Annotated in this window: 25 protein-coding genes; 18 read left to right on the plus strand and 7 right to left on the minus strand. The window is 64.0% G+C overall.

The annotated features are described in order from the left end of the window. The first annotated feature begins 244 nt into the window (after window positions 1-244). The 3 genes from NKH99_RS06055 (at window position 245) to NKH99_RS06065 (ending at window position 3,180) form a co-directional block, all read left to right on the plus strand. Window positions 245-1,990: an ATP-binding protein gene (locus tag NKH99_RS06055; RefSeq protein WP_353013549.1), complete on the plus strand. Its 1,746-nt coding sequence runs from the start codon at window positions 245-247 to the stop codon at window positions 1,988-1,990. Next, entirely contained in the window at window positions 1,965-2,738 is a 774-nt protein-coding gene (locus NKH99_RS06060) for a peptidoglycan-binding domain-containing protein (protein WP_352683843.1), read from the plus strand. Before NKH99_RS06055 ends, NKH99_RS06060 begins: the two co-directional genes overlap by 26 nt. Before the next feature lie 94 nt (window positions 2,739-2,832). Then, on the plus strand, window positions 2,833-3,180 hold the full coding sequence (locus NKH99_RS06065; protein ID WP_352449052.1) for a DUF1491 family protein: 348 nt from the start codon (window positions 2,833-2,835) through the stop codon (window positions 3,178-3,180). 11 nt (window positions 3,181-3,191) lie between these two features. On the opposite strand, the gene NKH99_RS06070 is transcribed toward NKH99_RS06065, so the two are convergent. Beyond that, entirely contained in the window at window positions 3,192-4,202 is a 1,011-nt protein-coding gene (locus NKH99_RS06070; protein WP_353013229.1) for a DUF2336 domain-containing protein, read from the minus strand. Window positions 4,203-4,389: 187 nt separating this feature from the next. On the opposite strand from NKH99_RS06070, the gene NKH99_RS06075 reads away from it, so the two are divergent. Then, entirely contained in the window at window positions 4,390-4,575 is a 186-nt protein-coding gene (locus NKH99_RS06075) for a hypothetical protein (RefSeq protein WP_352540743.1), read from the plus strand. A 14-nt stretch (window positions 4,576-4,589) separates the two neighbouring features. On the opposite strand, the gene NKH99_RS06080 is transcribed toward NKH99_RS06075, so the two are convergent. From NKH99_RS06080 to NKH99_RS06105, 6 genes are all read right to left on the minus strand, one after another. Continuing rightward, window positions 4,590-5,138, minus strand: coding sequence for a DUF1254 domain-containing protein (locus NKH99_RS06080; protein ID WP_352471000.1), 549 nt, complete (start codon window positions 5,136-5,138; stop codon window positions 4,590-4,592). After that, window positions 5,131-5,715, minus strand: coding sequence for a DUF1214 domain-containing protein (locus NKH99_RS06085; RefSeq protein WP_352471001.1), 585 nt, complete (start codon window positions 5,713-5,715; stop codon window positions 5,131-5,133). Before NKH99_RS06085 ends, NKH99_RS06080 begins: the two co-directional genes overlap by 8 nt. Window positions 5,716-5,811: 96 nt before the next feature. Beyond that, on the minus strand, window positions 5,812-7,971 hold the full coding sequence (locus tag NKH99_RS06090; protein WP_353013231.1) for a transglycosylase domain-containing protein: 2,160 nt from the start codon (window positions 7,969-7,971) through the stop codon (window positions 5,812-5,814). Window positions 7,972-8,125: 154 nt separating this feature from the next. Continuing rightward, window positions 8,126-8,287 (minus strand): hypothetical protein, encoded by a 162-nt coding sequence (locus tag NKH99_RS06095; RefSeq protein ID WP_352479526.1) that lies wholly within the window; start codon window positions 8,285-8,287, stop codon window positions 8,126-8,128. A gap of 82 nt (window positions 8,288-8,369) precedes the next feature. Further along, the gene (gene groL / locus NKH99_RS06100; RefSeq protein WP_353013233.1) at window positions 8,370-9,989 is read right to left on the minus strand and encodes a chaperonin GroEL; all 1,620 of its coding nucleotides are present in this window, start codon (window positions 9,987-9,989) and stop codon (window positions 8,370-8,372) included. Window positions 9,990-10,088: 99 nt separating this feature from the next. Further along, the gene (locus tag NKH99_RS06105; RefSeq protein ID WP_353013235.1) at window positions 10,089-10,427 is read right to left on the minus strand and encodes a co-chaperone GroES; all 339 of its coding nucleotides are present in this window, start codon (window positions 10,425-10,427) and stop codon (window positions 10,089-10,091) included. A gap of 245 nt (window positions 10,428-10,672) precedes the next feature. Between NKH99_RS06105 and NKH99_RS06110 the strand changes: the two genes are divergently transcribed. The 14 genes from NKH99_RS06110 to NKH99_RS06175 all read left to right on the plus strand — a co-directional run bounded on the left by NKH99_RS06110 (window position 10,673) and on the right by NKH99_RS06175 (window position 26,490). Then, a complete protein-coding gene (locus NKH99_RS06110; RefSeq protein WP_353013551.1) occupies window positions 10,673-10,945 on the plus strand; it encodes a hypothetical protein in 273 nt (90 codons plus the stop codon). A 211-nt stretch (window positions 10,946-11,156) separates the two neighbouring features. Beyond that, on the plus strand, window positions 11,157-11,567 hold the full coding sequence (locus tag NKH99_RS06115; RefSeq protein ID WP_353013237.1) for a DUF3168 domain-containing protein: 411 nt from the start codon (window positions 11,157-11,159) through the stop codon (window positions 11,565-11,567). A 383-nt stretch (window positions 11,568-11,950) separates the two neighbouring features. Further along, window positions 11,951-12,250 carry a hypothetical protein gene (locus tag NKH99_RS06120; RefSeq protein WP_352471009.1) on the plus strand — a complete coding sequence of 100 codons (300 nt, stop codon included), beginning with the start codon at window positions 11,951-11,953 and terminating at the stop codon, window positions 12,248-12,250. A 64-nt stretch (window positions 12,251-12,314) separates the two neighbouring features. Then, window positions 12,315-12,980 carry a response regulator transcription factor gene (locus NKH99_RS06125; protein ID WP_023718390.1) on the plus strand — a complete coding sequence of 222 codons (666 nt, stop codon included), beginning with the start codon at window positions 12,315-12,317 and terminating at the stop codon, window positions 12,978-12,980. A gap of 10 nt (window positions 12,981-12,990) precedes the next feature. Beyond that, a complete protein-coding gene (locus tag NKH99_RS06130; RefSeq protein WP_353013553.1) occupies window positions 12,991-14,418 on the plus strand; it encodes an ATP-binding protein in 1,428 nt (475 codons plus the stop codon). 121 nt (window positions 14,419-14,539) lie between these two features. Beyond that, window positions 14,540-14,974 (plus strand): RT0821/Lpp0805 family surface protein, encoded by a 435-nt coding sequence (locus tag NKH99_RS06135; protein ID WP_023677823.1) that lies wholly within the window; start codon window positions 14,540-14,542, stop codon window positions 14,972-14,974. A gap of 279 nt (window positions 14,975-15,253) precedes the next feature. Further along, window positions 15,254-16,390, plus strand: coding sequence for a c-type cytochrome biogenesis protein CcmI (ccmI, locus tag NKH99_RS06140; RefSeq protein WP_352616903.1), 1,137 nt, complete (start codon window positions 15,254-15,256; stop codon window positions 16,388-16,390). 3 nt (window positions 16,391-16,393) lie between these two features. Continuing rightward, entirely contained in the window at window positions 16,394-16,837 is a 444-nt protein-coding gene (gene ccmE, locus NKH99_RS06145) for a cytochrome c maturation protein CcmE (RefSeq protein ID WP_352471012.1), read from the plus strand. 14 nt (window positions 16,838-16,851) lie between these two features. Then, window positions 16,852-18,840, plus strand: coding sequence for a heme lyase CcmF/NrfE family subunit (locus NKH99_RS06150; RefSeq protein ID WP_353013240.1), 1,989 nt, complete (start codon window positions 16,852-16,854; stop codon window positions 18,838-18,840). Next, window positions 18,837-19,301 carry a cytochrome c-type biogenesis protein gene (locus NKH99_RS06155; RefSeq protein WP_353013242.1) on the plus strand — a complete coding sequence of 155 codons (465 nt, stop codon included), beginning with the start codon at window positions 18,837-18,839 and terminating at the stop codon, window positions 19,299-19,301. The genes NKH99_RS06150 and NKH99_RS06155 overlap by 4 nt, the downstream gene beginning before the upstream one ends. 116 nt (window positions 19,302-19,417) lie before the next feature. Continuing rightward, window positions 19,418-20,974 carry a Do family serine endopeptidase gene (locus tag NKH99_RS06160; protein ID WP_352994182.1) on the plus strand — a complete coding sequence of 519 codons (1,557 nt, stop codon included), beginning with the start codon at window positions 19,418-19,420 and terminating at the stop codon, window positions 20,972-20,974. Window positions 20,975-21,373: 399 nt separating this feature from the next. Then, complete coding sequence (locus NKH99_RS06165) at window positions 21,374-22,048, plus strand: response regulator transcription factor (RefSeq protein ID WP_254819962.1); 675 nt, start codon at window positions 21,374-21,376, stop codon at window positions 22,046-22,048. A gap of 6 nt (window positions 22,049-22,054) precedes the next feature. Then, a complete protein-coding gene (locus NKH99_RS06170) occupies window positions 22,055-23,524 on the plus strand; it encodes a sensor histidine kinase (protein ID WP_352771703.1) in 1,470 nt (489 codons plus the stop codon). After that, window positions 23,524-26,490, plus strand: coding sequence for a bifunctional [glutamine synthetase] adenylyltransferase/[glutamine synthetase]-adenylyl-L-tyrosine phosphorylase (locus NKH99_RS06175; RefSeq protein WP_353013245.1), 2,967 nt, complete (start codon window positions 23,524-23,526; stop codon window positions 26,488-26,490). Before NKH99_RS06170 ends, NKH99_RS06175 begins: the two co-directional genes overlap by 1 nt. Window positions 26,491-26,521: the final 31 nt, after the last annotated feature.

Here is a 26,521-nt window from a genome sequence, read left to right on the forward strand (position 1 = left end):
GATAACGCTCCGTTTACTATGGCGGCAATTGCCCCGGTTTTTCCCCGCCGGTATCCCGATATTTGCAGCCTGCCGGGGGACGATCGGCCCAGCCTTATCCATTCCTTAAACGCTGGATGCGAGTTTCGGATCGACAAAAGCCGCCTGCAAAGCAGGGCCGTTCACGACCGGGTGCGTTGAGTTGAGTGCGATCAAGGCCAGATACGCCGAGTTGCCGGGCGCGATAGCCGCCGGTTGCGAACGGATGGTTCATCCGTCCGTGCTCGGCCAGAGCGATCGTCGCCGCCACAGCCGGTTCATTGGCGTCATGCTGGCGGCTCCTTTCTTCAGCGCGGGTGCAGTGGTCACGCTGGTCACGTCGGGCATGGGCGCCGCCTTGACTGTGGCTGCGATTTTTGCGGCGTTCGGCCTTTGCTGGTTCGCCGCCCTGCTGGTGGCGGCATCGGGCAAGATGACCCTGGCCGGCCAACTCGCCTTGGTCGTCAGCAGCGTTGCCCTCGGTGCCCTTATCGCTGCCGCCGGCGGTGTGGCCTCGCCGGTTGCCTTGCTTGCAGTGGCGCTGCCGTTTGAAGCATGGTGGATCGGCCAGTCGCGCCGTGCCGTGATCTGGGGCGCCATATCGGCCCTGGTCGCAGTCTTGCTGCAGCCTTTCGCCGGTTCGGTCTTGCCGCTCGGCCAGACCGAAATCGCCGCATGGCACTGGCTGGTACCGCTGGCCTGGGCACTCACGCTCATTCCGCGTGTCGCTCCACTTCGCGGCGCCGCCAACGCACAGCTCGATCCGGCCGGCAGCCACCGGCTCGAAGACCTGATCGACGCCGTCGTGCTGCGAATCGCTGCGCATGGCGAGGTTCTGGACGTCTCGGCTAAGGCACGCACTATGCTGAGGCTGCCGCCGGAGCTGCTTTTCGGCACCGGACTTTTCGATCGCATCCATCTGTCCGACCGCGTCCCGTATCTCAGTGCGCTGGCCGATATGCGCGATGGCACCCTGTCGCGCCGGCTCGACCTTCGCGTCCGGCTGCCGCAGAGCAGCGGCGTGACGGCCGACAATTACCGGCCGTTCTCGCTCGAGATGATGCGCGCGCCGGGGCAGGAGACTGTCTTCACGCTTCTTCTGCGCGAGAACGACGAACTGGCCGGACTGCGCCAGGAGCTTGCCGCTGCCAATGAGGCGGCTGCCTCCGCCGAGGTGGCGAAAGGACGCTTCCTTGCCGTCGTCAGCCATGAGTTGCGCACCCCGCTCAATGCCATCATCGGCTTTTCCGACATGTTGCTGCACGAGATGTTCGGCAGCTTCAAGGATCCGCGCCAGAAGGAATATGTCGGGCTGGTCAGGGATTCGGGCCAGCACCTGCTTGCCGTCGTCACCTCGATACTCGACGTATCGCGGATCGAATCGGGCGCTTACGCGACCGAGCCGGAACCGTTCCGCTTCCGCGAAGCGGTCGAGATGTGCCAATCGATGATGCGCCTGCAAGCCGAGGCAAAGGCCATCGATCTGCAGGCCCAGATCGCGCCGGACGCAGGCGAAATAAATGCCGACCGTCGCGCCGTGCAGCAGATCCTGATCAATCTCGTCTCTAACGCGATCAAGTTCACGCCCGAAGGCGGCAATGTCGTCATCGGCGCCAAGCGCATCGGCTCGCGGCTGCATTTCTGGGTCCGGGACACCGGCATCGGCATCGCCGAGGAAGATTTCGCCAATCTCGGCAAGCCGTTCATGCAGATCCAGAACGACTATACCCGCCGTTTCGAAGGCACCGGGCTCGGGCTTTCGCTGGTGAAGGGGCTGGTGGCGCTGCACGAGGGCACCATGTCGATCGAAAGCATGCCGGGCGAGGGCACCACGGTGACGATCAGCCTTCCCGTGAACGGCCCGACGGGCCGCTCGGCGGAGAAGGCCGGCGTGGTGCCGATGTCCGCAGTCAAAGCCAAGGCGGACGGTGGCAAAGGGGAGAGCAATGGGTCGCTCCGCAAAACAGCCTAGGGCGGTCAAACGCCGCGGCAATGCCTTCGAGCACGGAGCGATGGCGCTGGGCAGCCTGATCTCGCGCAATCCTGTTGTGGTCGGCGGCTCCACCGCGTTCCTGGTGACGCTGTTCTACGTCTCGGCGAACGCGCTTTGGTACCAGCCTTTTCCGCATGCCGGCGCGTTTTTCGCCACGAGGAGTATCGAGCGCTTTCCCCGGGCGGACAGCGACGAGCCCGAAACCACCATCAATATCGTGCGTCCGGCCGCTGCGCCGATCAAGAGCGACCCGGTCGTCGAGCAGGTCCAGGGCATATTGAAGGATCTCGATTTCTATTCCGGCACCGTCGACGGGATTCCCGGACCGAATACGCGCAAGGCCATCCAGGCCTATCAGCAGAAGGTCGGATTAAATGCCTCCGGCGAGATCGACAGCGTTTTGCTGGATCAACTGGGTGCCACGCCGACGACCGCAGCCGTGGTGCCGCATCCCGTGCCGCGGCCGGTCGAAACGGCCGCTGTTCCAACCGCCATTCCAGCGTCCGCACCGGCAAATGCGGTGGCGCAAACACCTGATCCCCGCATCGTCAAGATCCAGGCCGGACTGAAGGCGTTCGGCAATGACGACATGCGATTGGATGGCGTCGTCGGCGCGCGCACCAAGGCCGCGATCAAGGAATTCCAGGCGCTGTTCGGCTTGCCGGAGACCGGCGAGCCCGACGAGATCGTCTACGTCAAGATGCGCGAGATCGGCCTGACCAACTAAGGGTCGAAACGGCCGCTCGCCGATCGCCTCGCAAAGACCGGTTACGGTCTTCCGGCCAATGCTGTAAGGACCGCCGCATGTCCAGGACTTCTCCATGCGGGTAACCACCGATCTGTGGGTGTCGGCGCTGTTGCGCCGGGTTTTCAGCGCCGGCGGCTTTGCCGCCGTGGTCAAGCGCGGCGCGACGGAAGCCGGCGCGGTTTTCGTGCTGGCGCGGGGCAGGCAAGGGGAGATGGCGCTGTTCGGGCCGGCGCCGCAGACGAGTTACGATTCAGCCAGGCCGGACGACCGTTTTTTCAGCCTGCTTGGCGAAGGCGACGATGCCGCCATCTTCGACGCGCGGCTGGAGCGCGAGAAGAGATTCGATCCGGATATCTGGGTGGTCGAGATCGAGGCGGGCGCCATTCCCGTCGAGGAGCTTATCTCGGTCAAGGCGTCTTAACGGCAAGCCCTTCAGACGCGACACGCCTTTGGGGTGGCGGTCATATCGGCGCTGTTCGGCTTGCGCAGGTCGGCATTTGCGGCGACGCGCCCAGGCTTGCGAACGATTTTCGACACGGTCTCGGCCTTCCAGCCGCGGAGCCTGTCCAACGCCGCGTCGTGGTGCAGCAGGCGGTAGCGGTCGAGGAAGATGCGGATCGCCTGCGGGTGCGGAAACTCGGTCGGATAGATGGCGGCCGTGATCAGGAACGCCTTGTCTTCGCTGAAGTCGAGCGCCCGCAAGGCGGCCAGCAGCGGTGTGTAATTGTGGCTCGCGGTGAGCGTCCGCGCCGTTGAAAAATCGACTTCGAGCGCATCGGCGAGCGCTGTCTGGAAGAATGCCGCATTGCCGGTCAGCGCGGTCTCGCGCAGATTGACATAGGTTTGTGGCTCGACGAACGGACTGATGGAAGCGCCGCTCTCGGCGCGCATCATGGATCGCAACCGGCGGCGTACAGTTTCAGCGGCATCGGAAGCCTCTTGCCTGTTGACCTCGCCCGCAACCACTTCGGCGTTTTCGGACGCGGCTTTGGCGGTTGTTTCCGGCTGCTGCTGCGACCGCACCAGCGTCGGCCTTTCGAGCACTTTGATGAGATCCGCGATCGTCTGATTGAGATCCTTGCGGCGGGCAATGGCACGGGCATGCGGCAGGCCGTGACGTCCGATCAGCGCGATCAGGTCGACGTCGCTGAGGGCGCGCGAGCGGATGAGCAGCGGAGCGGCGATGTCGACCCGCTCCTGGCAAAGCCGCCGCACCAGCGCGGCGGGTGCATATTCGCATTCGGAAAGGGCAGCCGCGACGTAGCGGCGCGATTCGACCGAGACATTCTCGAAAAGCGGCAGCGTCAGGTCTTCGAGCTGCGCGATCTCCCGGCGCGAAGGGCGGGTGAGCGAGCAGAACGCCGATACCGCGGCGCGAAACAGCCTTTCGGCCTTTCCCGATTCAGCTCCTGCTGCGATTTGCCTGAAATCCGAAGCTGACACGAAGGATACGCCCGACACTCGACACGATCTGGACAGCGCTCTGCCGGGCTGTACCGGTTTCGCGTTTCCCAAGAACAAAGATCAATTTAGCGGCGATCCGTTAGCGCTCCGTTAACCTACTGCCTTCTTAATCGACTATGGAGGCGTTGCGTTGTGCTCCGGGGCAACCGAGAGGAATACGCGAACCATGGGCATGGTACTGTCTTTCGTGCCGCGAACGGCGGCAACCAATCGAGCACAACAAACCGCGCCGGCGGCAGTGATCATCTTTCCCGGGGTGCGCTACGAACAGCGGCCGCAGACCGGCGAAACGCGGCCGGCCGGCCCCGACAAGCCGGGACCTTCGGGAACATTGCCGGTACCGCATCACTGAGCATCGGAACCGGCTTAAAAATCCTGCAGTTCGCAGGAACTCTGTTCGAGAAACCGCGAGACGATCGGCTTCCAGCTGTCGTCGGGCACGAACGAACGGATGACGAATACGCCTTCCTCTATCGGCGCCTCGACGAAGATGGCCCCTTGCAGTTCCTCGGGAAGATCCTTGCGGACCTCGATCATCTGGGCCGGCGTCAGCACAACGGTGTCGAGCATGCCTGCGGTCGCGCTGTGGTCGTTGAACGAGTAGATGTTGTGGCCGCCGCGGTCATAGACCGATATCGACCAGAACGGCACCTTGCCCGGCGCCTTGACCCGCACCATCCCCTCGGCAAGATCGAAACGGCATGCCGCCGCATAAAATAGCGGATCGACCGATTTCACCACCGGCGCGCCGCCGGCTTCCGCGTCGAGCCTGGTCATCTTGTAGAGATCCGAAGCCATGGCCAATCGCGACCAGGCGTCGCGTTCGGAGAACTCGGGGACGAGCAGCAGCACGATGATGTGCACGATGCCGGCGCCGAGCAGGCCGAGCAGCACGGCATGCAGCAGGCTACGCATTGCAGCCGACCTTCTGGATTTGTGGCAGCGTGACGTCCGAGAGACCGGTGCTGCTGGCGATCGGCGTGTCGTAGAACGTAAGCACCAAGTACATCTTGCCGGCGCCGCTGGTCAGCAGCCAGTTGCCGGGCGCTGGGCGGCTGCCGACGGAAATGACCACCGAATTGTCGGCCTGGCGCAGCACTTGATAGGACTGCAGCGCAGCCGGCCTCGGCTTGCCGGTCTCGACCACGCCAAGCGACTGGTCGGCGGCATAAAGCGTCCAGAACCGGGCGGTGGGAAAGCCGCCCGCGATCTTGTAGGCACATTGCCGCTGGAGCTGTTCGCCGCCGGAATCGCGCTCGGCTATGAAGGACAGTCCTTCCGCCTGTCCGAGCGCCAGCACGCCTTCGCGAGCCACGCGGGCCTTCGAATAGGGATCTGCCGTCGGCGTGCCGATGTCGGGAAAGGCGGTCCATTGGCCGATCCTGATGGCGCCGACGCCATCCTGCAGCTTCAGTGCATACCAGACGCTGCCGCCGCCGCCGACGACAGCGATGGCAAGCGAAAGCAGTGTCAGGAAGGCGTTCTTGAGCATGAGGAGGCAGGGAACCGAAGGCCGGGACTGAAAAATTGCCGCTCGGGGATATCGCGGCGCAGGGCCTTGTGGCAAGCGGCCCCGCGCAATTGGCTGTCACAGCGCCGACAGGGTCTCCGGCGCAGCGGGCGCGTCGAGCACGGGTGCCGCCTGGAACAGCCTGGTCAGTTCCTTCAGGGTCTGGGTGGTCCGGCTGGACAGCACCGGCGGACGCTCGGCGGCGGCATCGGCTGCTGCCTGTTCGGCGTTCTTCTTTTCCGCTTCCTCGGCCTTGGCGGCAATTTCGGCATCGACGAAGGGGTGATCGAGGCCGGGAATCGGTCTGAGGTCGATATTCTGGTGCGCATAGACCATCAGCCGCTGCCACACCATGGCCGGCAGCGTGCCGCCGGTCATCTTGTTGGTCGCGGTGAAGTCGTCATTGCCGAGCCAGACGGCGGCCGTGTAGTTGCCGGTAAAGCCGACAAACCAGGCATCGCGGTAGGACTGGGTCGTGCCGGTCTTGCCGGCGACGACGATGTTTGGAAGGGCTGCGCGCCGGGCAGTGCCGATCACCGGCACCGCCGCCAGCATGGTGTTCATGTATTTGAGCGCCAGCTCCGACAGCACCCGATGCGGCGGCGGCGCATCCTTGGCGAAGTCGTAGACCACCTCGCCGGTACGGGTGAAGAGTTGGCTGACGCCGTGCCGGGTTCCGGCAAGGCCGTTCTGGGCAAACACGCTGTAACCCGTCGCCTGGTCCATCACGGTCATGCCCGACGTGCCGAGCACCATGGTCTTGTGCGATTCAAGCGGCGACTCGACGCCCATCGCCTCGGCCATGGCCTTGATCGGCTTGATGCCGAGATAATCCTTGGCCAGCCGCACCGGCACCGTGTTGATCGATTTGGCCATCGCCGTGATCAGCGTGACGTTGCCGGCCGACCCGCCATTGTAATTGTGGGGCGACCAGCTGCCCCAGGAGATGGGTCCGCCGGAAACCACCGAATCCGGCGTGAAGCCATGCTCCATCGCCGTCGCGTAGACATAGGGCTTGAACGAGGAGCCGGTCTGGCGAAGTGCCTTGGTGGCGCGGTTGAACTGGCTGGCGCCGTAGTCGCGGCCGCCGACGATCGCCCTGACCGCGCCATTGGTCTCGATGACGACGATGGCGCCCTCGGTGACGTTGTATTCCTTGCCGAACTGGCGGAGGTGGAACTCCATCGATTCTTCGGCCGCCTTCTGGATGTTGGCGTCGAAGGTGGTGTGGGCGACAAGCGAGTGCGGGCCGCCTTTGGCGGCGATCTTCTTGACCTCGTCGAAGGCCCAGTCGAGGTAGTAGTCGGGGCTCTTCTGCTCGCCGCGGTCGACGATTTCGGCCGGGTGTAATCTTGCCTGCAGCACCTGGCCTTCGGTCATGAAGCCGGAATCGACCAGGTTGGACAGCACCACATTGGCCCGCGCCCGGGCGGCGGGCAGGTTTATGTGCGGCGCATATTTGGTCGGCGCCTTGAACAGGCCGGCCAGCATCGCCGCCTCGGCAAGGTTCAGGTCCTTGACGCTCTTGCCGAAATAGAAATCGGCTGCCGCCTCGATGCCGAAGGTGCCGCCGCCCATATAGGCGCGGTCGAGGTAAAGCTGCAGGATTTCCTTCTTCGACAGATTGGCTTCGAGCCACAGCGACAGGAAGGCTTCCTTGATCTTGCGCTCGAATGTCCGCTCATTGGTCAGGAACAGGTTCTTGGCCAGCTGCTGGGTGATGCTCGAGCCGCCCTGGACGACGGAATTTGCCCGCACATTCTCGAATATGGCGCGCGACAGGCCGAGCACATCGATGCCGTAATGGTCGAAGAAACGCCGGTCTTCGGTCGCCAGCACCGCCTTGATGACATGGTCGGGCATCTCGTCGACCGGCACCGAATCGCGCTGGATGATGCCGCGCTGGCCGATCTCGTTGCCGTAGCGGTCGAGGAAGGTGACGGCGAAGTCGCCTTGCGTGCGCCAGTCGCCGGCGGTTATCTGGAAGGCCGGCAAGGCCAGCGCCAAAAGGACGACGATGCCGCCGGCACCGAGCGTAAAGCCTTCACTCAACAGTTCGATCAGGCCGCGGCGCCAGCCACCGACGCGGAAACGCCGGGAGAAGATGGTCGCCGCTTCCCAGAACTGGCGCGCTCTGAAGCCGATTTCGTAGACAGAGGAATCGATCCACGCATCCACCGCCAGCAGCCTTGCGGCGATCGGACCTCTTCTCTTGCGTGGTTCCAAAGGACTGGCCATTCCAGGATCCGGCTGCGGCGATGACGCCAACTGAGAAACCGCATACCGGCAATTTCACGGCGGCGCGCCGCTATGACTATTCGTCCATTTCGGTGCTGCCTACAAGGGCGATGAAGGTTCCGCGCTTGCGCGAGGTGCCGAGGATTGGCAGTCGTCACATGGGACGCTTGTCCGCGATCTTTTTCGGGTCGCGGCCTATCATGCCGGCGTTGGCTTTCCTGTGCTTGTCGGCAAGCCTGCGAATGCGATCGAAGCGGCTTTCCTCGGCCACTTCGATTTTCGCCGCTGCATTTGGCTTCGGGACGAATGCGATCATTGATCGATCTCCTTGCCGATGGTGCGCGCCGGGGAAGATACCCCGGCGGCTGTCTTTCAGGCTTGTTTCCGGCAGTGGCTGGTCAATAGCCGATGCCGCCGGGCGAAGCAGCGGCTTCCTTCGCCGGAACGTCGGTGATCATGGCTTCCGCCGTGATCAGAAGCGCCGCAATGGAGCCCGCGTCCTGCAGCGCCGTCCGTACCACCTTCGCCGGGTCGACGATGCCGGCCTTGATCATGTCGACATAGACCTCGTTCTGGGCATCGAAGCCCTGATTGTGATCCTTGCCCTCGGCGAGCTTGCCGACGACGATCGAACCTTCGACGCCGGAATTCTCGGCGATCTGCCGGATCGGCGCTTCGAGCGCTCTCGACACGATCGAAATGCCCGCTGTCACATCGGCATTGGCTCCGGTCAGCCCGTTCAGCACAGCCTTGGCGCGCAGCAGTGCCACGCCGCCGCCTGGAACGATGCCTTCTTCGACGGCCGCGCGCGTGGCGTTCAGCGCATCGTCGATGCGGTCCTTCTTTTCCTTGACCTCGGATTCGGTGGCGCCGCCGACGCGGATGACTGCAACGCCGCCCGCCAGCTTGGCGAGACGTTCCTGCAGCTTCTCCTTGTCATAGTCGGACGTGGTTTCCTCGATCTGCCCCTTGATCTGCTGGACGCGCGCCTGGATGGTGGTCTTCTCGCCGGCGCCGTCGATGATCGTGGTGGTGTCCTTCTCGATCAGCACGCGCTTGGCGCGGCCGAGCATGTCTATGGTGATGTTCTCCAGCTTGATGCCGAGATCCTCGGAAATCATCTGTCCGGCGGTGAGCACGGCGATGTCTTCCAGAATCGCCTTGCGGCGGTCACCGAAGCCAGGCGCCTTGACGGCCGCTACCTTGAGGCCGCCGCGCAGCTTGTTGACGACCAGCGTTGCCAGCGCTTCGCCCTCGACGTCCTCGGAGATGATCAACAGGGGCCTGCCGCTTTGCACCACGGCTTCGAGGATGGGCAGCAGTGCCTGCAGATTTCCGAGCTTCTTTTCGTGGATGAGGACGTAAGGGTCTTCCAGCTCGGCACGCATCTTCTCGGCATTGGTGACGAAATAGGGCGAGAGATAGCCGCGGTCGAACTGCATGCCTTCGACGACGTCGAGCTCCGTTTCGGCGGTCTTGGCCTCCTCGACGGTGATGACGCCGTCATTGCCGACCTTGTCCATCGCCTTGGCGATCATGGCGCCTACGCTGGTGTCGCCATTGGCGGCAATGGTGCCGACCTGCGCGATCTCGCCTGAGGACTTGACCTTCTTGGCGCGCGCCTGGATTTCCTGGACGACGGCGCTGACGGCAAGGTCGATGCCGCGCTTGAGGTCCATCGGGTTCATGCCGGCGGCAACGAATTTGGCGCCCTCGCGCAGGATGGAAGCGGCAAGCACCGTGGCGGTGGTGGTGCCGTCGCCGGCGAGGTCGTTGGTTTTCGAGGCCACTTCGCGCACCATCTGTGCGCCCATGTTTTCGAACTTGTCGGAAAGCTCGATTTCCTTTGCCACGGCCACCCCGTCCTTGGTGACGCGCGGCGCGCCGTAGGCCTTGTCGATGATGACGTTGCGGCCTTTGGGGCCGAGCGTCACCTTGACGGCGTTGTTGAGGATTTCGACGCCGCGCAGCATGCGGTCACGCGCGTCGGTGGAGAATTTGATTTCCTTGGCAGACATGATCTTTTCCAGTTCGGTTGTCGTGGCAAGGCGCTTGCAGCGCCTGAATCAAAGCTCGGAGCGTCCTTTGCGCGCGCGGGAGGGCGCGCGGCCTTCCAATCAGGCGGCCTTCTTGGCAGCCACGGTCTTGTCGATGATGCCCGTCTCGCTTTTTTCGATGATGCCCATGATGTCGGCCTCCTTCATGATCAGAAGGTCCTCGCCGTCTATCTTGACCTCGGTGCCGGACCATTTGCCGAACAGAATGAGGTCGCCGGCCTTGACTGCGAGCGGGATCAGCGCGCCGCTTTCGTCCCGCGCGCCCGGCCCGACAGCGATCACTTCGCCTTCCTGCGGTTTTTCTTTGGCATTGTCGGGGATGATGATGCCGCCCTTGGATTTGGTATCGCTTTCGGCGCGCCGTATGACGACGCGATCGTGGAGTGGCCGGAATTTCATGGGGACTCTTTCTGGGGCCGGCTTAGGCGGCCGCCCCCTCTCTATAGGCGCCTTGGCACTCGATTGATAGGAGTGCCAAAAAAATATTCATACGGCATATAAAATATTGAACGTATTATCTTGCCAGGTCATCCCCTGGTGTTCGGGTCTTGCCGAATATTAATGAAATTGAATTTCTGTCTTTGAACACCTATTTTACGATGAAGTTCACATTCATGACTTTCGCTTCAAGGGAGATTTTACCGATGGCCGAAGGCAATCAGAACATCATGGAAAAAGCTCAGGCTCGCTTCATGGAAAACCAGAAGAAGACGGCGGAGCGGAACAAAGCAACTGCCGAATATCTCTCGGAAGCCAAGGCGAGGAGCATCAAAACGGCAAGGCTGAGGGAATTGCGACTGGCCAAGGAAGAGGCGGACCGCGCGGCGGAAGCTCTGAATCCGGTCGCACCAAAGAAGAAGCGGGCGTCACGGGCAGTCAAGAAGGCCGTATCTGCATCGACACAGCCCAAATCATGAGCCTGACATTTCCCACTCCAGCTGCAGCCCGGAAGCAAACGCATCCGCTTCGTCGTCCGTGCCGTCGCGGGTTGCAGGAGCAGGGCTTATTGCCGAGATCATGAAGGTTCATAATCCGCATGAGACGCGCTGATTCGCGCTTTGGCGGGATGCCTTCATGCAACGCAGCTACGCAGCCGGGAGGTCGACGCGACGGGCGAAGGGAAAGACGATGACCGCGCCGGCCGTCGAATTGCAGAGGGCCATATTCGAGGCAGTGAACGGCGATCCCCACCTGTCGGCGGCACTGGGCGATGCAAGATTGCTCGACCGTGCGCCGGAAAATGTTGCGTTCCCCCACATGACCTTCGGCCGCACCAGCGTCTACGATTGGGCAACGGGAATGGAGAACGACGCAGAACAGTTGCTGACGTTGCATGTCTGGTCGAAATCAGAGGCCAGCAAGGAAACCAACGACATCATGGATCTGGTTAGCACCCGCCTGCGCGATACGGCACTCTCGCTCGGCGAACATCGCCGCGCCTACCTCAAGCTCGAATTCGCCGAAGCCCGCTACGACGAGGACCTTTCGGCCCATCACGGGCTGCTGCGCTTCCGTGCCGTGATCAAGGACGAGGGCTGACCACCGGGCATTTTTTACAAATCCGGCAATTTTGTTCTTGCTTTGTGCCGGCAGCTATGCTACTAATTCGCCCATGGTGCTGATGGCGCCAGCGACCCGCCGCAGAGGCGGTTTTTTATTTCCGGGTCGGTTCGCCTGAATCTGCCTTCGGTTGCCGGATCGATTGTCGAAGTCGGGGCAAACCTGAAGCGATTGCCTTTCACTGCCAAACGATGCCCGGTTGTCGGCGAAGGATCGGAGGGCTAGGTTAAACTTGGCAATTTCGCGGGATGGGGCGGCGAAATGGCAATCCGGTAATCTCGCGCTTCAGGGGTGTGGCGGGCATGCATTCGAGCGTTCACCGTTCATATGACGTTCAGCACCGGCGCGTTAGAACGCTGACCATGAAAACCCTTCGCTCCCACTTCCGGACCGCGGCACTGGCGCTGTCAGCCGCCGGTCTGCTTGCGTCGCAGGCGATGGCGATCCCCGTTGTCGTGCCCGAGCAGCCCCAACCGGTCGTCCTCGCCGCCTCCGACTGCTATGCGATCGGCCAGCAGGTGGCCGAGCAGAATGGCGGCACCTTGGCCAAGGCCTCGCAGTCGACACGCGGCGGCCAGCCGGTCTGCGTCATCGTCGTGCTGGTTCCGGGCAAGGAAGGGCAGCGTCCGCGTCGCTCGGAGATCGTCGTTCCGCTGAACTGAACCATGCCGTTTCCCAGTCTGCCGGAATCGGCCTATATCTGAACAGCTTCAACAGGCCTTCCGCATGCGCGTACTCGTCGTCGAAGATGACAAGGATCTCAACCGGCAGATCGGCGACGCGCTGGTCGATGCCGGCTATGTCGTCGACCGCGCTTTCGACGGCGAGGAAGGGCACTTTCTCGGCGACACCGAGCCCTACGATGCCGTGGTGCTCGACATCGGCCTGCCGCAGATGGACGGCATCAGCGTGGTCGAACGCTGGCGGCGCGGCGGCCGCAAGATGCCGGTGCTGATCCTGACGGCACGCGACCGCTGGAGCGACAAGGTTGCCGGCATCGACGCCGGCGCCGACGACTACGTCACCAAACCCTTCCACATCGAGGAAATCCTGGCCAGGGTGCGCGCCTTGATCCGGCGTGCTGCCGGGCACGCTTCGTCCGAACTGACCTGCGGGCCGCTCCGCCTCGACACCAAGGCCTCCAAGGCCGACGTCGACGGCGTGCCGCTGAAGCTGACCTCGCACGAATTCCGCTTGCTTGCCTATTTGATGCACCACATGGGCGAGGTGGTGTCCCGGACCGAGCTGGTCGAGCATCTCTACGACCAGGATTTCGACCGCGATTCCAACACGATCGAGGTCTTTGTCGGACGGCTTCGCAAGAAGATGGGCATCGACATGATCGAAACTGTTCGCGGCATGGGCTACCGCATGCGTAAGCCGGAGGCGTAACGCGGAACCGCTGCCTACAAAACCCGCCGTCTCGAACACGCCGTCGCTGCGGTCATGGCCGCGTTCGGTGGCGTTTCGCGTCATCGCCTTTTCCACCGTCTGGGCGATCCTCACTCTGGTCGTCATCTTCACCTTGATCACCACGCTCTATCGCCAGGCCAGCGAGCGCGGTTTCGACAGCCTGCTTTCGGCGCATCTGTTCAACCTGATCGGCTCGGTCGGCGTTTCTGAAAGCGGCCAATTGACCGGCGCCCCCGACCTTGGTGATTTGAGGTTCTCGGAACCGAATTCCGGCTGGTACTGGTCGGTCGAGCCTGCCTCGGAAGGCGTGCACGGCGATCTCCATTCGTCGTCGATGACCAAGGCGATCCCGTCGCCAAGCGTTGCCGAGGTGCCCTTCAATGCCAGCTTCCAGCGCAGCTATTCAGCGGACGGCATCGAAGGCGAGCAGTTGGAGGTGTTCGAGAGCGAGTTCGTGCTCGATGCGAAAAACCGCGCCGCGCGCTTCCGCGTCATGGGCAACCAGACCGAGCTCGAGCAGGAAATCGCCACCTTCCAGCGGCGCCTTTTGACCTATCTGTCGCTGTTCGGCGTCGGCATGATCGCCATCAATGCGATTGCCATCCTGCTCGGCCTGCAGCCGCTGCGCCGGGTCAGGAATGCGCTTGCCATGGTGCGCGAAGGAACCGCGCAGCGCCTAGACGGCCGTTTCCCGGCCGAGATAGAGCCGCTCGCCAACGAGACCAATGCGCTGATCGAGAACAACAGGCGTATCGTCGAGCGGTCGCGCACGCAGGTCGGCAACCTCGCGCACTCGCTGAAGACGCCGCTTGCCGTGCTGCTCAACGAGGGACGGGCGCTGGGTGGCGCCAAGGGCCAGCTGATCGCCGAGCAGGCCGCTTCCATGCAAAAGCAAGTGGACCATTATCTGCAACGTGCCCGCGTCGCCGCGCAGCGCGACAGCGTCGTCTACCGTACGCCGGTGGCGCCGCTGGTCCAGCGCATGGTTCGGGTGCTGCAAAAGCTCAACCCGCAGACGGCGATGTCGCTGTCGCTGCCGGCCACCGACATCGTCTTTGCCGGCGAACGCGAGGACCTGGAGGAGCTGCTCGGCAATCTGCTCGACAATGCGATGAAATGGGCAAGGAGCGCGGTCGCCGTTTCGGTCAAGCCAATCTCCAGCAAAGGTGGCGCTGGCACGGAAGGCGCAGCCAACCTGTTCGAGATCAGCATCGAGGATGACGGCCCCGGCATTCCCGACGACAAGGCGCGCGAGGTGTTGCAGCGCGGCCGGCGGCTCGACGAGACAAAACCGGGCAGCGGGCTCGGACTTGCCATTGTCGCCGACCTTGTCAACGAGTATGGAGGCTCTCTGGCGCTGGAACGATCCATCATGGGTGGATTGAAGGCGATGGTTCGATTGCGGAGCCTTCAGTAATGCTTTTCCAGATTGCTTTTCCAGGTGGCTGGCTGCGGCCAAATTTCCGACAAACATCGACATTATGGCCGCGCCAGCTGCTGACAGCGCGGCGGTCCAGCTCAAGAAAGCCGGTATTGGCATGAAGATTCGCGTCGCGCTCGTTTCCGCCCTGCTCGCCGTCTCCGGCTGCACGACGCTCGGCAAGGGCCCGGCCGTTACGGTGACGCCGGCCGCGACGCCCCCCAGCGGCGCCAAGGTGGCGACGACGATCATCTCCGCCATGGGCGGCGGCCTCGTCGGCGGCTCTATCGGCGCCGGCCTGAGCGAGACCGAGAAGCGCAGCGCGCTCGAGGCGGAATACAAGGCGCTTGAATACACGGCGAGCGGCCAGAAAGTGGCTTGGAAGAGCGACAGTTCGGCCCATCGCGGCGAAGTGGTCGCCGCCCAGCCCTATCGCGTCGGCTCGCAGGACTGCCGGCAATACACCCATACGGTGTTTACCGGCACCGCCGGCGCCACCGCGCGCGGAACCGCCTGCCGCAATGCCGACGGCAGCTGGACGCCGCTGACGTAGAGCAATTCCAGGAAAAGTGTGAAACGGTTTTCCGTCCGGAATTGCGCAAAAACAAAGACGCCCGGCCGTCGATCCGCCGATACCGGTCCGGCACTAAAGCGCGTCGCGTTCGACCGGCGTCATGCGACGCGCTATAGGTTCTTGTTTTGATGCATGGTCGTTATCGCAAAACCGCTGCACACTTGTGCGCGACATGCATTATCGATCGGAGCGGCCCCGCCAAAGCGTCGCAGCACGCTTGTGTTGGCAGGGCAAGGGTCTCGTTCTATTGGAAGAGCCATGCTGTTTTGGGTCATAGCCGCACTCCTGACGCTGGGCGCAAGCCTGGCGGTGCTGCTGCCGTTGGCCGGCGGATCGAAGAACGCGTCCGCTGCCGGCGATCACGACCTTGAAGTCTATCGCGACCAGCTGGCCGAGCTTGACCGCGATATGGCGCGTGGCCTGATCCGGCCAATGGAGGCCGAAGAGGCACGCGCCGAAATCGCCCGCCGCATCCTTCGCCTGAGCAATGCCGGCCACGCCGACGAGACGGCGACGCAGCCGTCGCGGTCGACAAGGCTGGTGGCGACGGCGGCCGTGCTGCTGGTTCCGCTGGTCAGCTGGGGCCTCTATGGCCAGCTCGGCTCACCCGACCTGCCGTCGCAGCCGCTCAGCGAACGCCTGGCCAAGAACCCCGCCGACAGCTCGGTCGACGAGCTGATAGCCCGCGCCGAGGCGCACCTGGCGGCCAACCCATCCGATGGCCGCGGCTGGGACGTGCTGGCGCCGGTCTATCTGCGCATGCAGCGATACGCCGATGCGGTGACCGCCTATCGCAACGCCATCCGCCTCGACGGCGACAGCGCCGCCCGCCAGGCGGGTCTTGGCGAGGCGATCGCCAATGCGGCCGGCGGCATTGTCTCCGCCGAAGCGCAGGCGGCTTTCGAGGCGGCGTTGAAGCTCGATCCGGCCAATCCGAAGGCCGCGTTCTATCTCGCCATGGGCATGGCACAGGAAGGCCGCATAGCTGAAGCCACGGCGGCCTGGCAAAAGATGCTTGCCGCCTTGCCGCAGGGCTCGCCGTGGCGCGGCGCCGTCGAGCAGGCGCTGGCCGAATCCGCCGCCCGCAGCGTCGCTTCTGAGGCGCCCGCGAAAGGGCCGAGCGCCGAGGATATCGATGCTGCCTCCTCGATGTCGCCGCAGGACCGGCAAGCCATGATCAGCACCATGGTTGCCGGCCTCGACGAAAGGCTTCGGCAAAATCCGCGCGACGAGGAAGGGTGGATGCAGCTCGTTCGTTCCTATGCCGTGCTGGGCAAGACAGATCAGGCGCGTGACGCGCTCAATCGCGGTATCGCCGTCTTTGGCGCGGACAGTGACCAGGCCAGGAAATTCACCGCCTTTGCCGCCTCGCTTGGCGTGACGGCGACGGAGTAGACGATGACGCGCAAGCAGAAACGACTGTCGGTGATCGCAGCGGGGCTGGGGTTTCTCGGTGTTGCCACGGGGCTGACCTTCTATGCGCTTGGCCAGAAGGCCTCCTATTTCTACATGCCGGCCGATCTGGCCACCGCCAGCCTTCAGCCGGGCCAGCGCATAAGGCTCGGCGGTCTTGTCGAAAAAGGCACGGTCGAGCGTGGCCAAGGCGCCACCGTCGCCTTTTCGGTGACCGACAACCAGAAGGACGTCAAGGTCACCTATACCGGCATTCTTCCCGACCTCTTCCGGGAAGGACAGGGCGTGATCACCGAAGGCTCGTTTGGCCCTGACGGAATCTTTGTCGCCGACAGCGTGCTGGCCAAGCATGACGAGACCTATATGCCCAAGGAAGTGGCCGACGGCCTCAAGGCCAAGGGCGTATGGCAGGAGAGCAAGAGTGACTAGCGGGTGCGGTGACAATGGTTGAAACCGGACATTTCGCCCTGATCCTGGCGTTTGCGCTGGCCTTGGTGCAGACGATGGTGCCGCTGTTCGGTGCGCGCACCGGCAACCACAAGATGATGGCCGTCGGCGCACCGGCCGCGCTGACCGGCTTTGCCTTGACGGCGCTGTCTTTCGTGGCGCTGGCAACCGCCTACGCCGGCTCCGACTTCTCGGTTGAGAGCGTCTGGGAGAACTCGCATTCGCTGCAGCCGCTGATCTACAAGATCACCGGAACCTGGGGCAATCACGAAGGTTCGATGCTGCTCTGGGTGCTGATCCTGACCTTCTTCGGCGCGCTCGTCGCCGTCTTCGGCGGCAATCTTCCGGCGACGCTCCGGGCCAATGTGCTTGCCGTGCAGGGAGCGATCGGCGCCACTTTCTTCCTGTTCATCCTGACGACGTCGAACCCGTTCGTCAGGCTCAATCCGGCCCCTATCGAGGGCCGCGATCTCAACCCGATCCTGCAGGACCTCGGCCTCGCCATCCATCCGCCGCTGCTTTATCTCGGCTATGTCGGTTTCTCGATCTGCTTTTCCTTCTCTGTCGCTGCCCTCATCGAGGGCCGCATTGACGCTTCGTGGGCGCGCTGGGTAAGGCCGTGGACATTGGTTGCCTGGATGTTCCTCACCGGCGGCATCGCCATGGGCTCCTACTGGGCCTATTACGAGCTCGGCTGGGGCGGCTTCTGGTTCTGGGATCCGGTCGAGAACGCATCCTTCATGCCGTGGCTGGCGGGCACGGCGCTGCTGCATTCGGCGATCGTCATGGAAAAGCGCTCGGCGCTGAAGATCTGGACGCTGCTTCTGGCGATCCTGACCTTCTCGCTGTCGCTGCTCGGCACCTTCCTGGTGCGCTCCGGCGTGCTGACCTCGGTGCACGCATTCGCCACCGATCCGACGCGTGGCGTGTTCATCCTCTGCATCCTGACGCTGTTCATCGGCGGCTCGCTGGCGCTGTTTGCCGTGCGCGCCTCCCGGCTGACGGCCGGCGGCCTGTTTCACCCGATCTCGCGCGAAGGCGCGCTGGTACTGAACAATCTGTTCCTGACCACCGCCACCGCCACCGTGCTGGTCGGCACGCTCTACCCGCTCGTGGTCGAAGCCCTGTCTGCCGACAAGATTTCGGTCGGCGCGCCGTTCTTCAACCTGACATTCGGCCCGCTGATGGTGCCGCTCTTGGTCGTCGTGCCGTTCGGGCCGCTCCTCGCCTGGAAGCGCGGTGACATTTTCGCGGTCGCCCAGCGCCTGATGGCGGCTTTCGCGGCGGCGCTGCTCGCCGTGCTGGTGACGGCCCTGTTCATCGATGGCGCTTCGGTGTTGGCGGCACTCGGTGTCGGCCTTGCCTTCTGGCTGATCTGCGGCGCGCTCACCGATCTCGCCGTCAAATCCGGCTTCGGCACCGTCGCGCCCGCCACCATGCTCAGGCGCTTCGCCGGCCTGCCGCGCTCGGTCTTCGGCACAGCGCTTGCGCATCTCGGCCTCGGGCTGACAACGCTCGGCATTGTCGGCACGCTTTGCTTCGGCACCGAAAAAATCCTGTCGATGCATGCCGGCGAGACCGTCGAACTGTCCGGCCACAAGCTGCGCTTCGAGGGGCTCTATCCGGCCCAGGGGCCTAACTACAGTGAGGATCGCGGCCGCTTCGCCCTGCTTGGCGCCGACGGCAGCGTCGCAGGCGAGATCACCTCGGCCAAGCGCTCATATCCGGTGCGCCAGATGACCACGACCGAATCCGGCATCAGGACGATCGGCTTCAGCCAGCTCTATCTTTCGCTTGGCGACGAGGGCAGCGATGGCTCTGTGGTCGTTCGTCTGTGGTGGAAGCCGCTGGTGACGCTGATCTGGGGCGGCGGAATGGTGATGATGGCGGGCGCGGCGATGTCGCTGCTCGACCGCCGCCTGCGCGTCGGCGCACCGTCGCGCCGCAAGGCTGCGGCCGGCGTGCCATCGGCGAGCCCGCAATGAAAAGGGCCACGCTGGCCTCGCTGGTCCTGCTGCTGGCGCTGTTGTTCGCCGGCGCCGCGCAGGCGGTCAAGCCCGACGAGGTGCTGGCCGACCCGGCACTCGAGGCGAGGGCGCGCGCATTGTCGGAAGGCCTGCGCTGCATGGTCTGCCAGAACCAGTCGATCGACGAGTCCGATGCCGACCTCGCCCGCGACCTGCGCATCCTTGTGCGCCAGCGCCTGGTCGCCGGCGATACCGACCGGCAGGTGATGGACTATGTCGTTTCGCGCTACGGCGAATTCGTGCTGCTGAAGCCACGCTTCAATCTGCGCAATGTTTTGCTCTGGGGGACGCCAGTTCTTCTGCTGCTCGTTGGCGGGACATTCATCCTGCTGGCCGCCCGCTCGCGCCGTTCGACGGTGACCGTTGCATTAACTGCCGAGGAACAGGCGGCGCTGGACAAGATGCTCCGCCGCGATTGATCGATACATTACGAAAGTTTCATGTACCGGAAATGGCGCCGTAATGTGCGGCCTTCTATTTCCTTTGTCGAGGATGCCAATCAAGGGGCGTCCATTGAGAAGAGGATACGATAACCATGAATGTTGCCCCCAATTCATATCTTCGCACCCGCAAACGCCTGCTGGCCGCAGCCGCATCCCTGGCCATTGCCGGCGCGATCGGCTTTGGTGCTGTTGCCACCGGGACAGCCCCGGTGCTGGCCGATGCCGTGCGTGTCGAGGCACCGCAGGTCCCGAGCTTCGCCGATGTGGTCGAGCGCGTTTCGCCGGCGGTCGTCAGCGTGCGCGTCAAGGCCAAGATCCAGTCGACGGCCGATGACGGTTCCGGCCAGATGGACGACGAGGACGGTCTAGGCAATCTTCCCGACAACCCGCAGCTGCGCCGGTTCTTCCGCGAATTCCGCGGCTTTGGCGATCAAGGCGGCGATCAGGGCCCGAACGGAATGCGCCGTTTTGGACACCGTGACCGCAACAACGACCAGCCGCGGCCGGTGGCGCAAGGGTCCGGTTTCTTCATCTCCGATGACGGCTATCTCGTCACCAACAACCATGTCGTCGAGGAGGGCACCGCCTTCACCGTGGTGACCAATGACGGCAAGGAACTCGACGCCAAGCTGATCGGCACCGATCCGCGCACCGATCTTGCGGTGCTCAAGGTCGATGACGGCAACAAGTTCACCTATGTCGACTTCGCCGATGATTCCAAGGTTCGCGTCGGCGACTGGGTGGTGGCTGTCGGCAATCCGTTCGGCCTCGGCGGCACGGTTACCGCAGGCATCGTTTCGGCCCGCGGCCGCGACATCGGCGCCGGTCCCTATGACGACTTCATCCAGATCGACGCCTCGGTGAACCGCGGCAATTCGGGTGGCCCGACCTTCAACCTCAACGGCCAGGTTGTCGGCATCAACACCGCGATCTTCTCGCCGTCGGGCGGCAGCGTCGGCATTGCCTTCGACATTCCCGCTTCGACCGCCAAGCAGGTCGTGCAGGATCTGATGAAGAACGGTACAGTCCAGCGCGGCTGGCTCGGCGTCGAGATCCAGCCGGTCACCCCCGAAATCGCCGAGTCGCTTGGCCTTGGGTCCGGCAAGGGCGCGCTCGTTGCCAGCGCGCAGGACAACGGTCCCGGCAAGAAGGCCGGCATCACCGCCGGTGACGTGATCACCCAGGTGGACGGCAAGGACGTTGCTTCGCCGAAGGAACTCGCCCGCCTGATTGGCGCTTACCCGCCCGGCAAATCTGTCGATGTGACGGTGTGGCGCAACGGCAAGAGCGAGGCGGTCAAGGTCGATCTCGGCAAGCTGCCGTCGAGCGACAAGCAGGCCTCGGCCGACCAGCAGCCTGCCCCCGCGCCGAAGACCGACACGCTCGCCGATCTCGGCCTGACCGTCACCAAGTCTGACAATGGCAAGGGCCTTGTGGTGACCGATGTCGACCCCGACAGCGATGCCGCCGATCGCGGCATCCAGCCCGGCGACGTCATCACCTCCGTCAATTCGGCGGAAGTGAACGGCGCCGGCGACGTCGACAAGGCGATGGCCGACGCGGTGAAGTCCGGCCGCAAGGCGGTGCTGATGCAGATCACCCGCGACGACAGCAACCGCTTCGTCGCACTGCCTGTCGCCAAGGGCTGAGCGCATGACCCCGAACACGTATTCCGTTTTCGGAAAGGCTCATGCGCCGATTCAAGGTGCTAGAGCGTCCTTTGCGCGTCCAAGAGGACGCGCGGCGCTCTAGTGGTCGACTTTTCCGGTGCGGCGGTTTTCAACACCCCCGAGCCGCCGCACGGGAAAGCACGGGGCCTGAATACGTTCGTCAGTCATCGTGTTCCGCCCCAGCGGCAGCGGGCCTCCCATCGCCCGCTGCCGCTCGAACATGCCGCTCAAGGCGTGAAGCGGTTTTAGGCTACGACATGCTAAAACAAAGACTTACCGCGTATCCCTGAATCACTTTGTTCGCGATACGCCATGGAGAAGGCCACGATGCATATGCCGGCCACTCAATCTTCCAGCGAAATCGCGTATAACGGTTCTATGAAGATTCTCGTCATAGAAGACGATCGCGAGGCAGCCGACTACCTGCAGAAGGCGTTCGCCGAGGCCGGCCATACCGCCCATGTCGCCGGCGACGGCGAAACCGGCTTCGCGCTCGCCGATTCCGGCGACTATGACGTCATGGTCGTTGATCGCATGATGCCGCGCCGCGACGGCCTGTCCGTCATTGCCGGGCTCAGGTCCCGAGGCAATACGACGCCCGTGCTGATCCTGTCGGCGCTCGGCGAAGTCGACGACCGGGTCACCGGTCTGCGGGCCGGCGGCGACGACTATCTGACCAAGCCCTACGCCTTTTCCGAACTGCTCGCCCGCGTCGAGGTGCTGAACCGCCGCGCTAGCGCCAGGGAAGCCGAAACCGTCTACCGGGTCGGTGATCTCGAACTCGACCGGCTGTCGCACTCGGTGCGCCGCGCCGGGCGCGAGATAACGCTGCAGCCGCGCGAGTTCCGCCTGCTCGAATATCTGATGCGCCATGCCGGCCAGGTGGTGACGCGCACCATGCTGCTCGAGAATGTCTGGGACTACCATTTCGATCCGCAGACCAACGTCATCGACGTTCATATCTCGCGGCTGCGGGGCAAGATCGAGAAGGGCTTCGACAAGCCGATCCTGCACACGGTTCGCGGCGCCGGCTACATGCTGAAAAGCGGCTAGAACCCCATGGCTCTTTCCGTGCCGGCCATCATGAAGACGACGGCAGCGCGGCTTTCAGCGCTTTATCTTCTGCTTTTTGCGCTGTGCGCGGTGTTGCTGGTCTTGTACATGACCTCGCTCTCGGCGCGCATGCTGACCGCCCAGACGCAGGAGACGATCAACGACGAGGTGCTCGGCCTCGCCCGCGCCTATCAGCGCGGCGGCCTGCCGCTGCTGGTCCGCGTCGTCGAGCAGCGCTCCCGCCAGCCCGGCGCCAATCTCTATCTGATCGCCGATGCCAACGGCCAGATCCTGACCGGAAACGTGCAGAGCCTGGAGCCGGGCGTGATCGAGGCCGAGGGCTGGACCACCGAACCGTTCTCCTACCGCCGCTTCGGCGAGGGCGAGCTCGAGCGGCAGCGCAACCCGATCTCCGACCCGAACGAGCCCGCCCAGAGCGAAGTCCAGGCCGAAGGCGAGAAAGGCCACAACGCCATTGCCCTGGTGCTGCGCCTGCCCAACCAGATGATCATGCTGGTCGGCCGCGACCTCGGCGAGCCGGAGCGCTTCCGCGCCGTCATTCGCCGCGCCTTGATGCTGGCGCTCGGCATGATGGGCGTCGGTGGGCTTCTGATCTGGTTCTTCGTCGGGCGCGCGGCGCTGAAGCGCATCGACAGCGTGTCCGAGGCGAGCCGCCGTATCATGGGCGGCGATCTTTCCGGCCGGCTGCCGGTCACCGGCGCCGGCGACGAGTTCGACCGGCTGTCGGAAAACCTCAATTCCATGCTGGCCAGGATCGCCACGCTGAACGAGGGCCTGAAGCAGGTCTCCGACAACATCGCCCACGACCTGAAGACGCCGCTGACCAGGCTGCGCAATCGCGCCGAGGCGACGCTTTCCGGCAAGCACAACACCAGCGACTACCGGCAGGCGCTGGAAGGAACGATCGCCGAATCCGATCAGCTGATAAAGACCTTCAACGCCATCCTGATGATCTCGCGACTGGAAGCCGGCTATTCCTCGGAAAGCACCACCAGGGTTGATTTGGCCGCTGCCGTGCACGACGTCGTCGAACTCTACGAGCCGGTAGCGGAGGAGGCGGGCGTGACGCTCGAAACTTCGGTGCAAGGTTCCTTCGCCGTCAACGGCAATCGCGAGCTGATTGGCCAGGCGCTGTCCAACATCGTCGACAACGCGATCAAATATTCGACCGACTCGACCTCCAGGCCTATGGTTCGCGTGACGCTGGAGCGTGTCGGTAGCGAGATCAGACTCGCCGTCTCCGACAACGGCCAGGGCATTCCCGACGATGTCGACCGTGCCAGGGTGACCGAACGTTTCGTGCGGCTGGAAAAGAGCCGCTCGCAGCCGGGATCCGGCCTTGGCTTGAGTCTCGCCAAGGCCATCATGACATTCCACAATGGACGGCTTGAGCTTCTGCCCGGCAATCCCGGATTGTCGGTCGTCATGAGTTTTCCCGGGCGGGAGGATCGCTGATGGTAGCGAGGATGGCAGTGCGACGCCTCGAAACGGACTGGCTGTTGAAGCCGGCGGTAGAGCTCGTTCCGCTGGATGCAAGCCGCGCCAGGCAGGAATTGTCGGAGATCGCCGACGCCGCGCGGCAAAAGGAACTGCCGCGACTGGCGAAATTTCTCGCCGGCAAGGGGGTCGTCCAGGATTTCCTCGCCGCCGTGTTCGACCTGTCGCCGTTCCTGCGCGATACCGCGCGCCGCCGGCCGCGGATACTCGATGCGCTTTTCAACGAGACCATCGAGGCGCGGCTGTCATCGATCGGCGCCGTGGTCGACAAGGCATCACGCGCAGAGGCCGTCTCCGAAAGCAGCCTGATGATGGAGCTGCGCCAATGCAAGGCGGAGGCGCATTTCCTGATCGCCTTGGCCGATCTCGCCGGCGAAGCCGAGACCTCGCTGACGGTGCGGCGACTGAGCGACCTTGCCGACGCCTGCACGCGTGCGGCTGTCGATTTCCTGCTCCGCGACGCGCATGAGCAAGGCAAGCTCCGATTGCCGGATGCCAAAAATCCGGCGCGACGCTCGGGCTGGATTCTGCTCGGCATGGGCAAGCTCGGCGCGCATGAGCTGAACTTCTCCTCCGACATCGACCTCGTCGTCTTCTTCGACCCCGATGCGCCTGCCGTCGTCGATCCGCTCGATGCCACAGAGCTGTTTTCGCGCCTGACCCGCCGGCTTGTCCGTATTCTCCAGGACCGCACCGAGCACGGTTACGTCTTCCGCACCGATCTCAGGCTTCGTCCCGACCCCGGCTCGACGCCGCTGGCGATCCCGGTCGAGGCGGCGCTGCGCTACTATGAGGCGCGCGGCCAGAACTGGGAGCGCGCCGCCATGATCAAGGCCCGCCCGGTGGCCGGCGATTTTGCCGCCGGCGCCGCGTTCCTGAAGGAACTGCAGCCCTATATCTGGCGCAAATACATGGACTATGCGGCGATTGCCGACGTCCATTCGATCAAGCGCCAGATCCACGCCCACAAAGGCCATGGCGAGGTCGCGGTCAAAGGCCACAATGTCAAGCTCGGTCGCGGCGGTATCCGCGAGATCGAGTTCTTCGTCCAGACCCAGCAGCTTATCGCCGGCGGCCGCGTTACCGAACTGCGCGGCCGCGCGACCGTGCCGCTGCGGGGCGGGCGCGCCGCGCGCGGCGGGGTGACCGCCGCCGCGCGCGCTGGGCGCCCCCGGCAAAAAATGTTGCTGCGCCGCGGGGCACATGCCATCCAGATGGTTGCCGACCAGCAGACGCATATCCTGCCGGAGGACGAAGAGGGGCTGGAGCGCGTCGCCCGCATGCTGGGCTTTGCCGATGCGGCAGGCTTTGCCGAAACGTTCCGCGCGGCGCTGCACCAGGTCGAGCGCCACTATGCAGCGCTGTTCGAAACCGCGCCGGAGCTTTCGGCCGGCATCGGCAATCTGGTCTTTACCGGCGACGTCGACGATCCCGATACCTTGCAGACCTTGCAGCGGCTCGGCTTCCAGCGGCCGAGCGACATCTGCCGGGTTATCCGCGGCTGGCACTTCGGCCGCTACCGCGTCACCAGGTCGGCGGAAGCGCGCGAGCGGCTGACCGAACTGACGCCGGCGCTGCTGCAAGCCTTCGGCCAGACGCGGCGGGCGGACGAGGCAGTGATCCGCTTCGACGAATTCCTTGCCGGCCTGCCTGCCGGCATCCAGCTGTTTTCGCTGCTGCAGTCGAATCCGGCTTTGCTGAAGCTGATGGCGACTATCATGGGCGCGGCACCGCGGCTGGCCGCCATCATCACGCGCCGGCCGCATGTCTTCGATGGGCTGCTCGATCCGGCGCTGCTGAGCGAACTGCCAAACCGCGCCTATCTGTCGGCGCGCCTTGCCGCCTTCCTCGAAGGCGACAGAGCCTATGAAGACGTGCTCGACCGGCTGCGCATCTTTGCTTCGGAGCAAAAATTCCTGATCGGCGTCAGGCTGCTTGCCGGGTCGATCGACCCGCCGCGCGCCGGCCGCGCTTTTTCCGATCTCGCCGACCTGACCATCGAGGCGGCATTGCAGGCGGTGATGGCGGAATTCGCTTTGCGTCATGGCTATATTGCCGGCGGCCGGGTCGCGCTGCTCGGCATGGGCAAGCTCGGCAGCCGCGAACTGACGGCGGGCTCCGACGTCGACCTCATCCTGCTCTACGATCACGACGCCGATGCGGAGGAGTCCGACGGCGACAAGCCGCTTGCCCCGTCGCATTACTACAGCCGGCTGACACAGCGGCTGATCGCCGCCGTTTCCGCGCCGACCGCCGAGGGCGTGCTCTACGAGCTCGACCTTCGCCTGCGGCCGTCCGGCAACAAGGGGCCGGTGGCCACTCATGTCGACGCCTTCAAGAAGTATCAGCGCCAGGACGCCTGGACATGGGAGCACATGGCGCTGGCGCGGGCCCGCACGATCGGCGGCGATGCCGAGCTCTGCCGCGAGATCGAAGGGGACGTTGCCGCAGTACTCGCTCTGCCGCGCGATCCAGCCAAGGTGATGGCCGAGGCATCCGAGATGCGCGCCATGGTCGACAAGGAGAAGCCGCCGCGCGATCCCTGGGACATCAAGCTGATCCCGGGCGGCCTCATCGATCTCGAATTCATTGCCCAGGTTGCGCTGATCACCGGAAAGATCGAGGCAGGCCGCAGGGCCACCGGCACGGCTGAGGTCCTGTCGCGCCTGGCGCCGGATTTCGCCAAGGCCCAGGTCAGGCAGGAACTGGTGGATGCCTATTCGCTCTATCTGGCGCTGACCCAGATGATACGGCTTTGCCTCACCGGCGCGTTCGAACGCGACGACGTTCCGCCAGGGCTTTCCGATCTGCTTCTTGCGGTCACCGACCTGCCGGATTTCGGGGTGCTTGAAGCGCACCTCAAGGAGACGTCGCAGAAGGTCAGAAAGGATTTCGACCTTCTGCTTCGTGCGAAACAACCGTGACGGCAACCAGCCGTACGGGCGAGAGCATCGG

It is taken from the genome of Mesorhizobium sp. M0854 (assembly GCF_040319815.1).
Taxonomy (GTDB): Bacteria; Pseudomonadota; Alphaproteobacteria; order Rhizobiales; family Rhizobiaceae; genus Mesorhizobium.

Coding starts and splice junctions, on each gene's coding strand:
- NKH99_RS06085 (WP_352471001.1), bottom strand. CDS start 5,715: ATGCTCAAGAACGCCTTCCTGACACTGCTTTCGCTTGCCATCGCTGTC.
- NKH99_RS06155 (WP_353013242.1), top strand. CDS start 18,837: ATGAAAAGGGCCACGCTGGCCTCGCTGGTCCTGCTGCTGGCGCTGTTG.
- NKH99_RS06170 (WP_352771703.1), top strand. CDS start 22,055: ATGGCTCTTTCCGTGCCGGCCATCATGAAGACGACGGCAGCGCGGCTT.
- groL (WP_353013233.1), bottom strand. CDS start 9,989: ATGTCTGCCAAGGAAATCAAATTCTCCACCGACGCGCGTGACCGCATG.
- NKH99_RS06165 (WP_254819962.1), top strand. CDS start 21,374: ATGAAGATTCTCGTCATAGAAGACGATCGCGAGGCAGCCGACTACCTG.
- NKH99_RS06090 (WP_353013231.1), bottom strand. CDS start 7,971: ATGGCCAGTCCTTTGGAACCACGCAAGAGAAGAGGTCCGATCGCCGCA.
- NKH99_RS06080 (WP_352471000.1), bottom strand. CDS start 5,138: ATGCGTAGCCTGCTGCATGCCGTGCTGCTCGGCCTGCTCGGCGCCGGC.
- NKH99_RS06175 (WP_353013245.1), top strand. CDS start 23,524: ATGGTAGCGAGGATGGCAGTGCGACGCCTCGAAACGGACTGGCTGTTG.
- ccmE (WP_352471012.1), top strand. CDS start 16,394: ATGACGCGCAAGCAGAAACGACTGTCGGTGATCGCAGCGGGGCTGGGG.
- NKH99_RS06110 (WP_353013551.1), top strand. CDS start 10,673: ATGGCCGAAGGCAATCAGAACATCATGGAAAAAGCTCAGGCTCGCTTC.
- NKH99_RS06160 (WP_352994182.1), top strand. CDS start 19,418: ATGAATGTTGCCCCCAATTCATATCTTCGCACCCGCAAACGCCTGCTG.
- NKH99_RS06120 (WP_352471009.1), top strand. CDS start 11,951: ATGAAAACCCTTCGCTCCCACTTCCGGACCGCGGCACTGGCGCTGTCA.
- NKH99_RS06065 (WP_352449052.1), top strand. CDS start 2,833: ATGCGGGTAACCACCGATCTGTGGGTGTCGGCGCTGTTGCGCCGGGTT.
- NKH99_RS06135 (WP_023677823.1), top strand. CDS start 14,540: ATGAAGATTCGCGTCGCGCTCGTTTCCGCCCTGCTCGCCGTCTCCGGC.
- NKH99_RS06150 (WP_353013240.1), top strand. CDS start 16,852: ATGGTTGAAACCGGACATTTCGCCCTGATCCTGGCGTTTGCGCTGGCC.
- NKH99_RS06105 (WP_353013235.1), bottom strand. CDS start 10,427: ATGAAATTCCGGCCACTCCACGATCGCGTCGTCATACGGCGCGCCGAA.
- NKH99_RS06060 (WP_352683843.1), top strand. CDS start 1,965: ATGGGTCGCTCCGCAAAACAGCCTAGGGCGGTCAAACGCCGCGGCAAT.
- NKH99_RS06055 (WP_353013549.1), top strand. CDS start 245: ATGGTTCATCCGTCCGTGCTCGGCCAGAGCGATCGTCGCCGCCACAGC.
- NKH99_RS06125 (WP_023718390.1), top strand. CDS start 12,315: ATGCGCGTACTCGTCGTCGAAGATGACAAGGATCTCAACCGGCAGATC.
- NKH99_RS06115 (WP_353013237.1), top strand. CDS start 11,157: ATGACCGCGCCGGCCGTCGAATTGCAGAGGGCCATATTCGAGGCAGTG.
- ccmI (WP_352616903.1), top strand. CDS start 15,254: ATGCTGTTTTGGGTCATAGCCGCACTCCTGACGCTGGGCGCAAGCCTG.
- NKH99_RS06075 (WP_352540743.1), top strand. CDS start 4,390: ATGGGCATGGTACTGTCTTTCGTGCCGCGAACGGCGGCAACCAATCGA.
- NKH99_RS06095 (WP_352479526.1), bottom strand. CDS start 8,287: ATGATCGCATTCGTCCCGAAGCCAAATGCAGCGGCGAAAATCGAAGTG.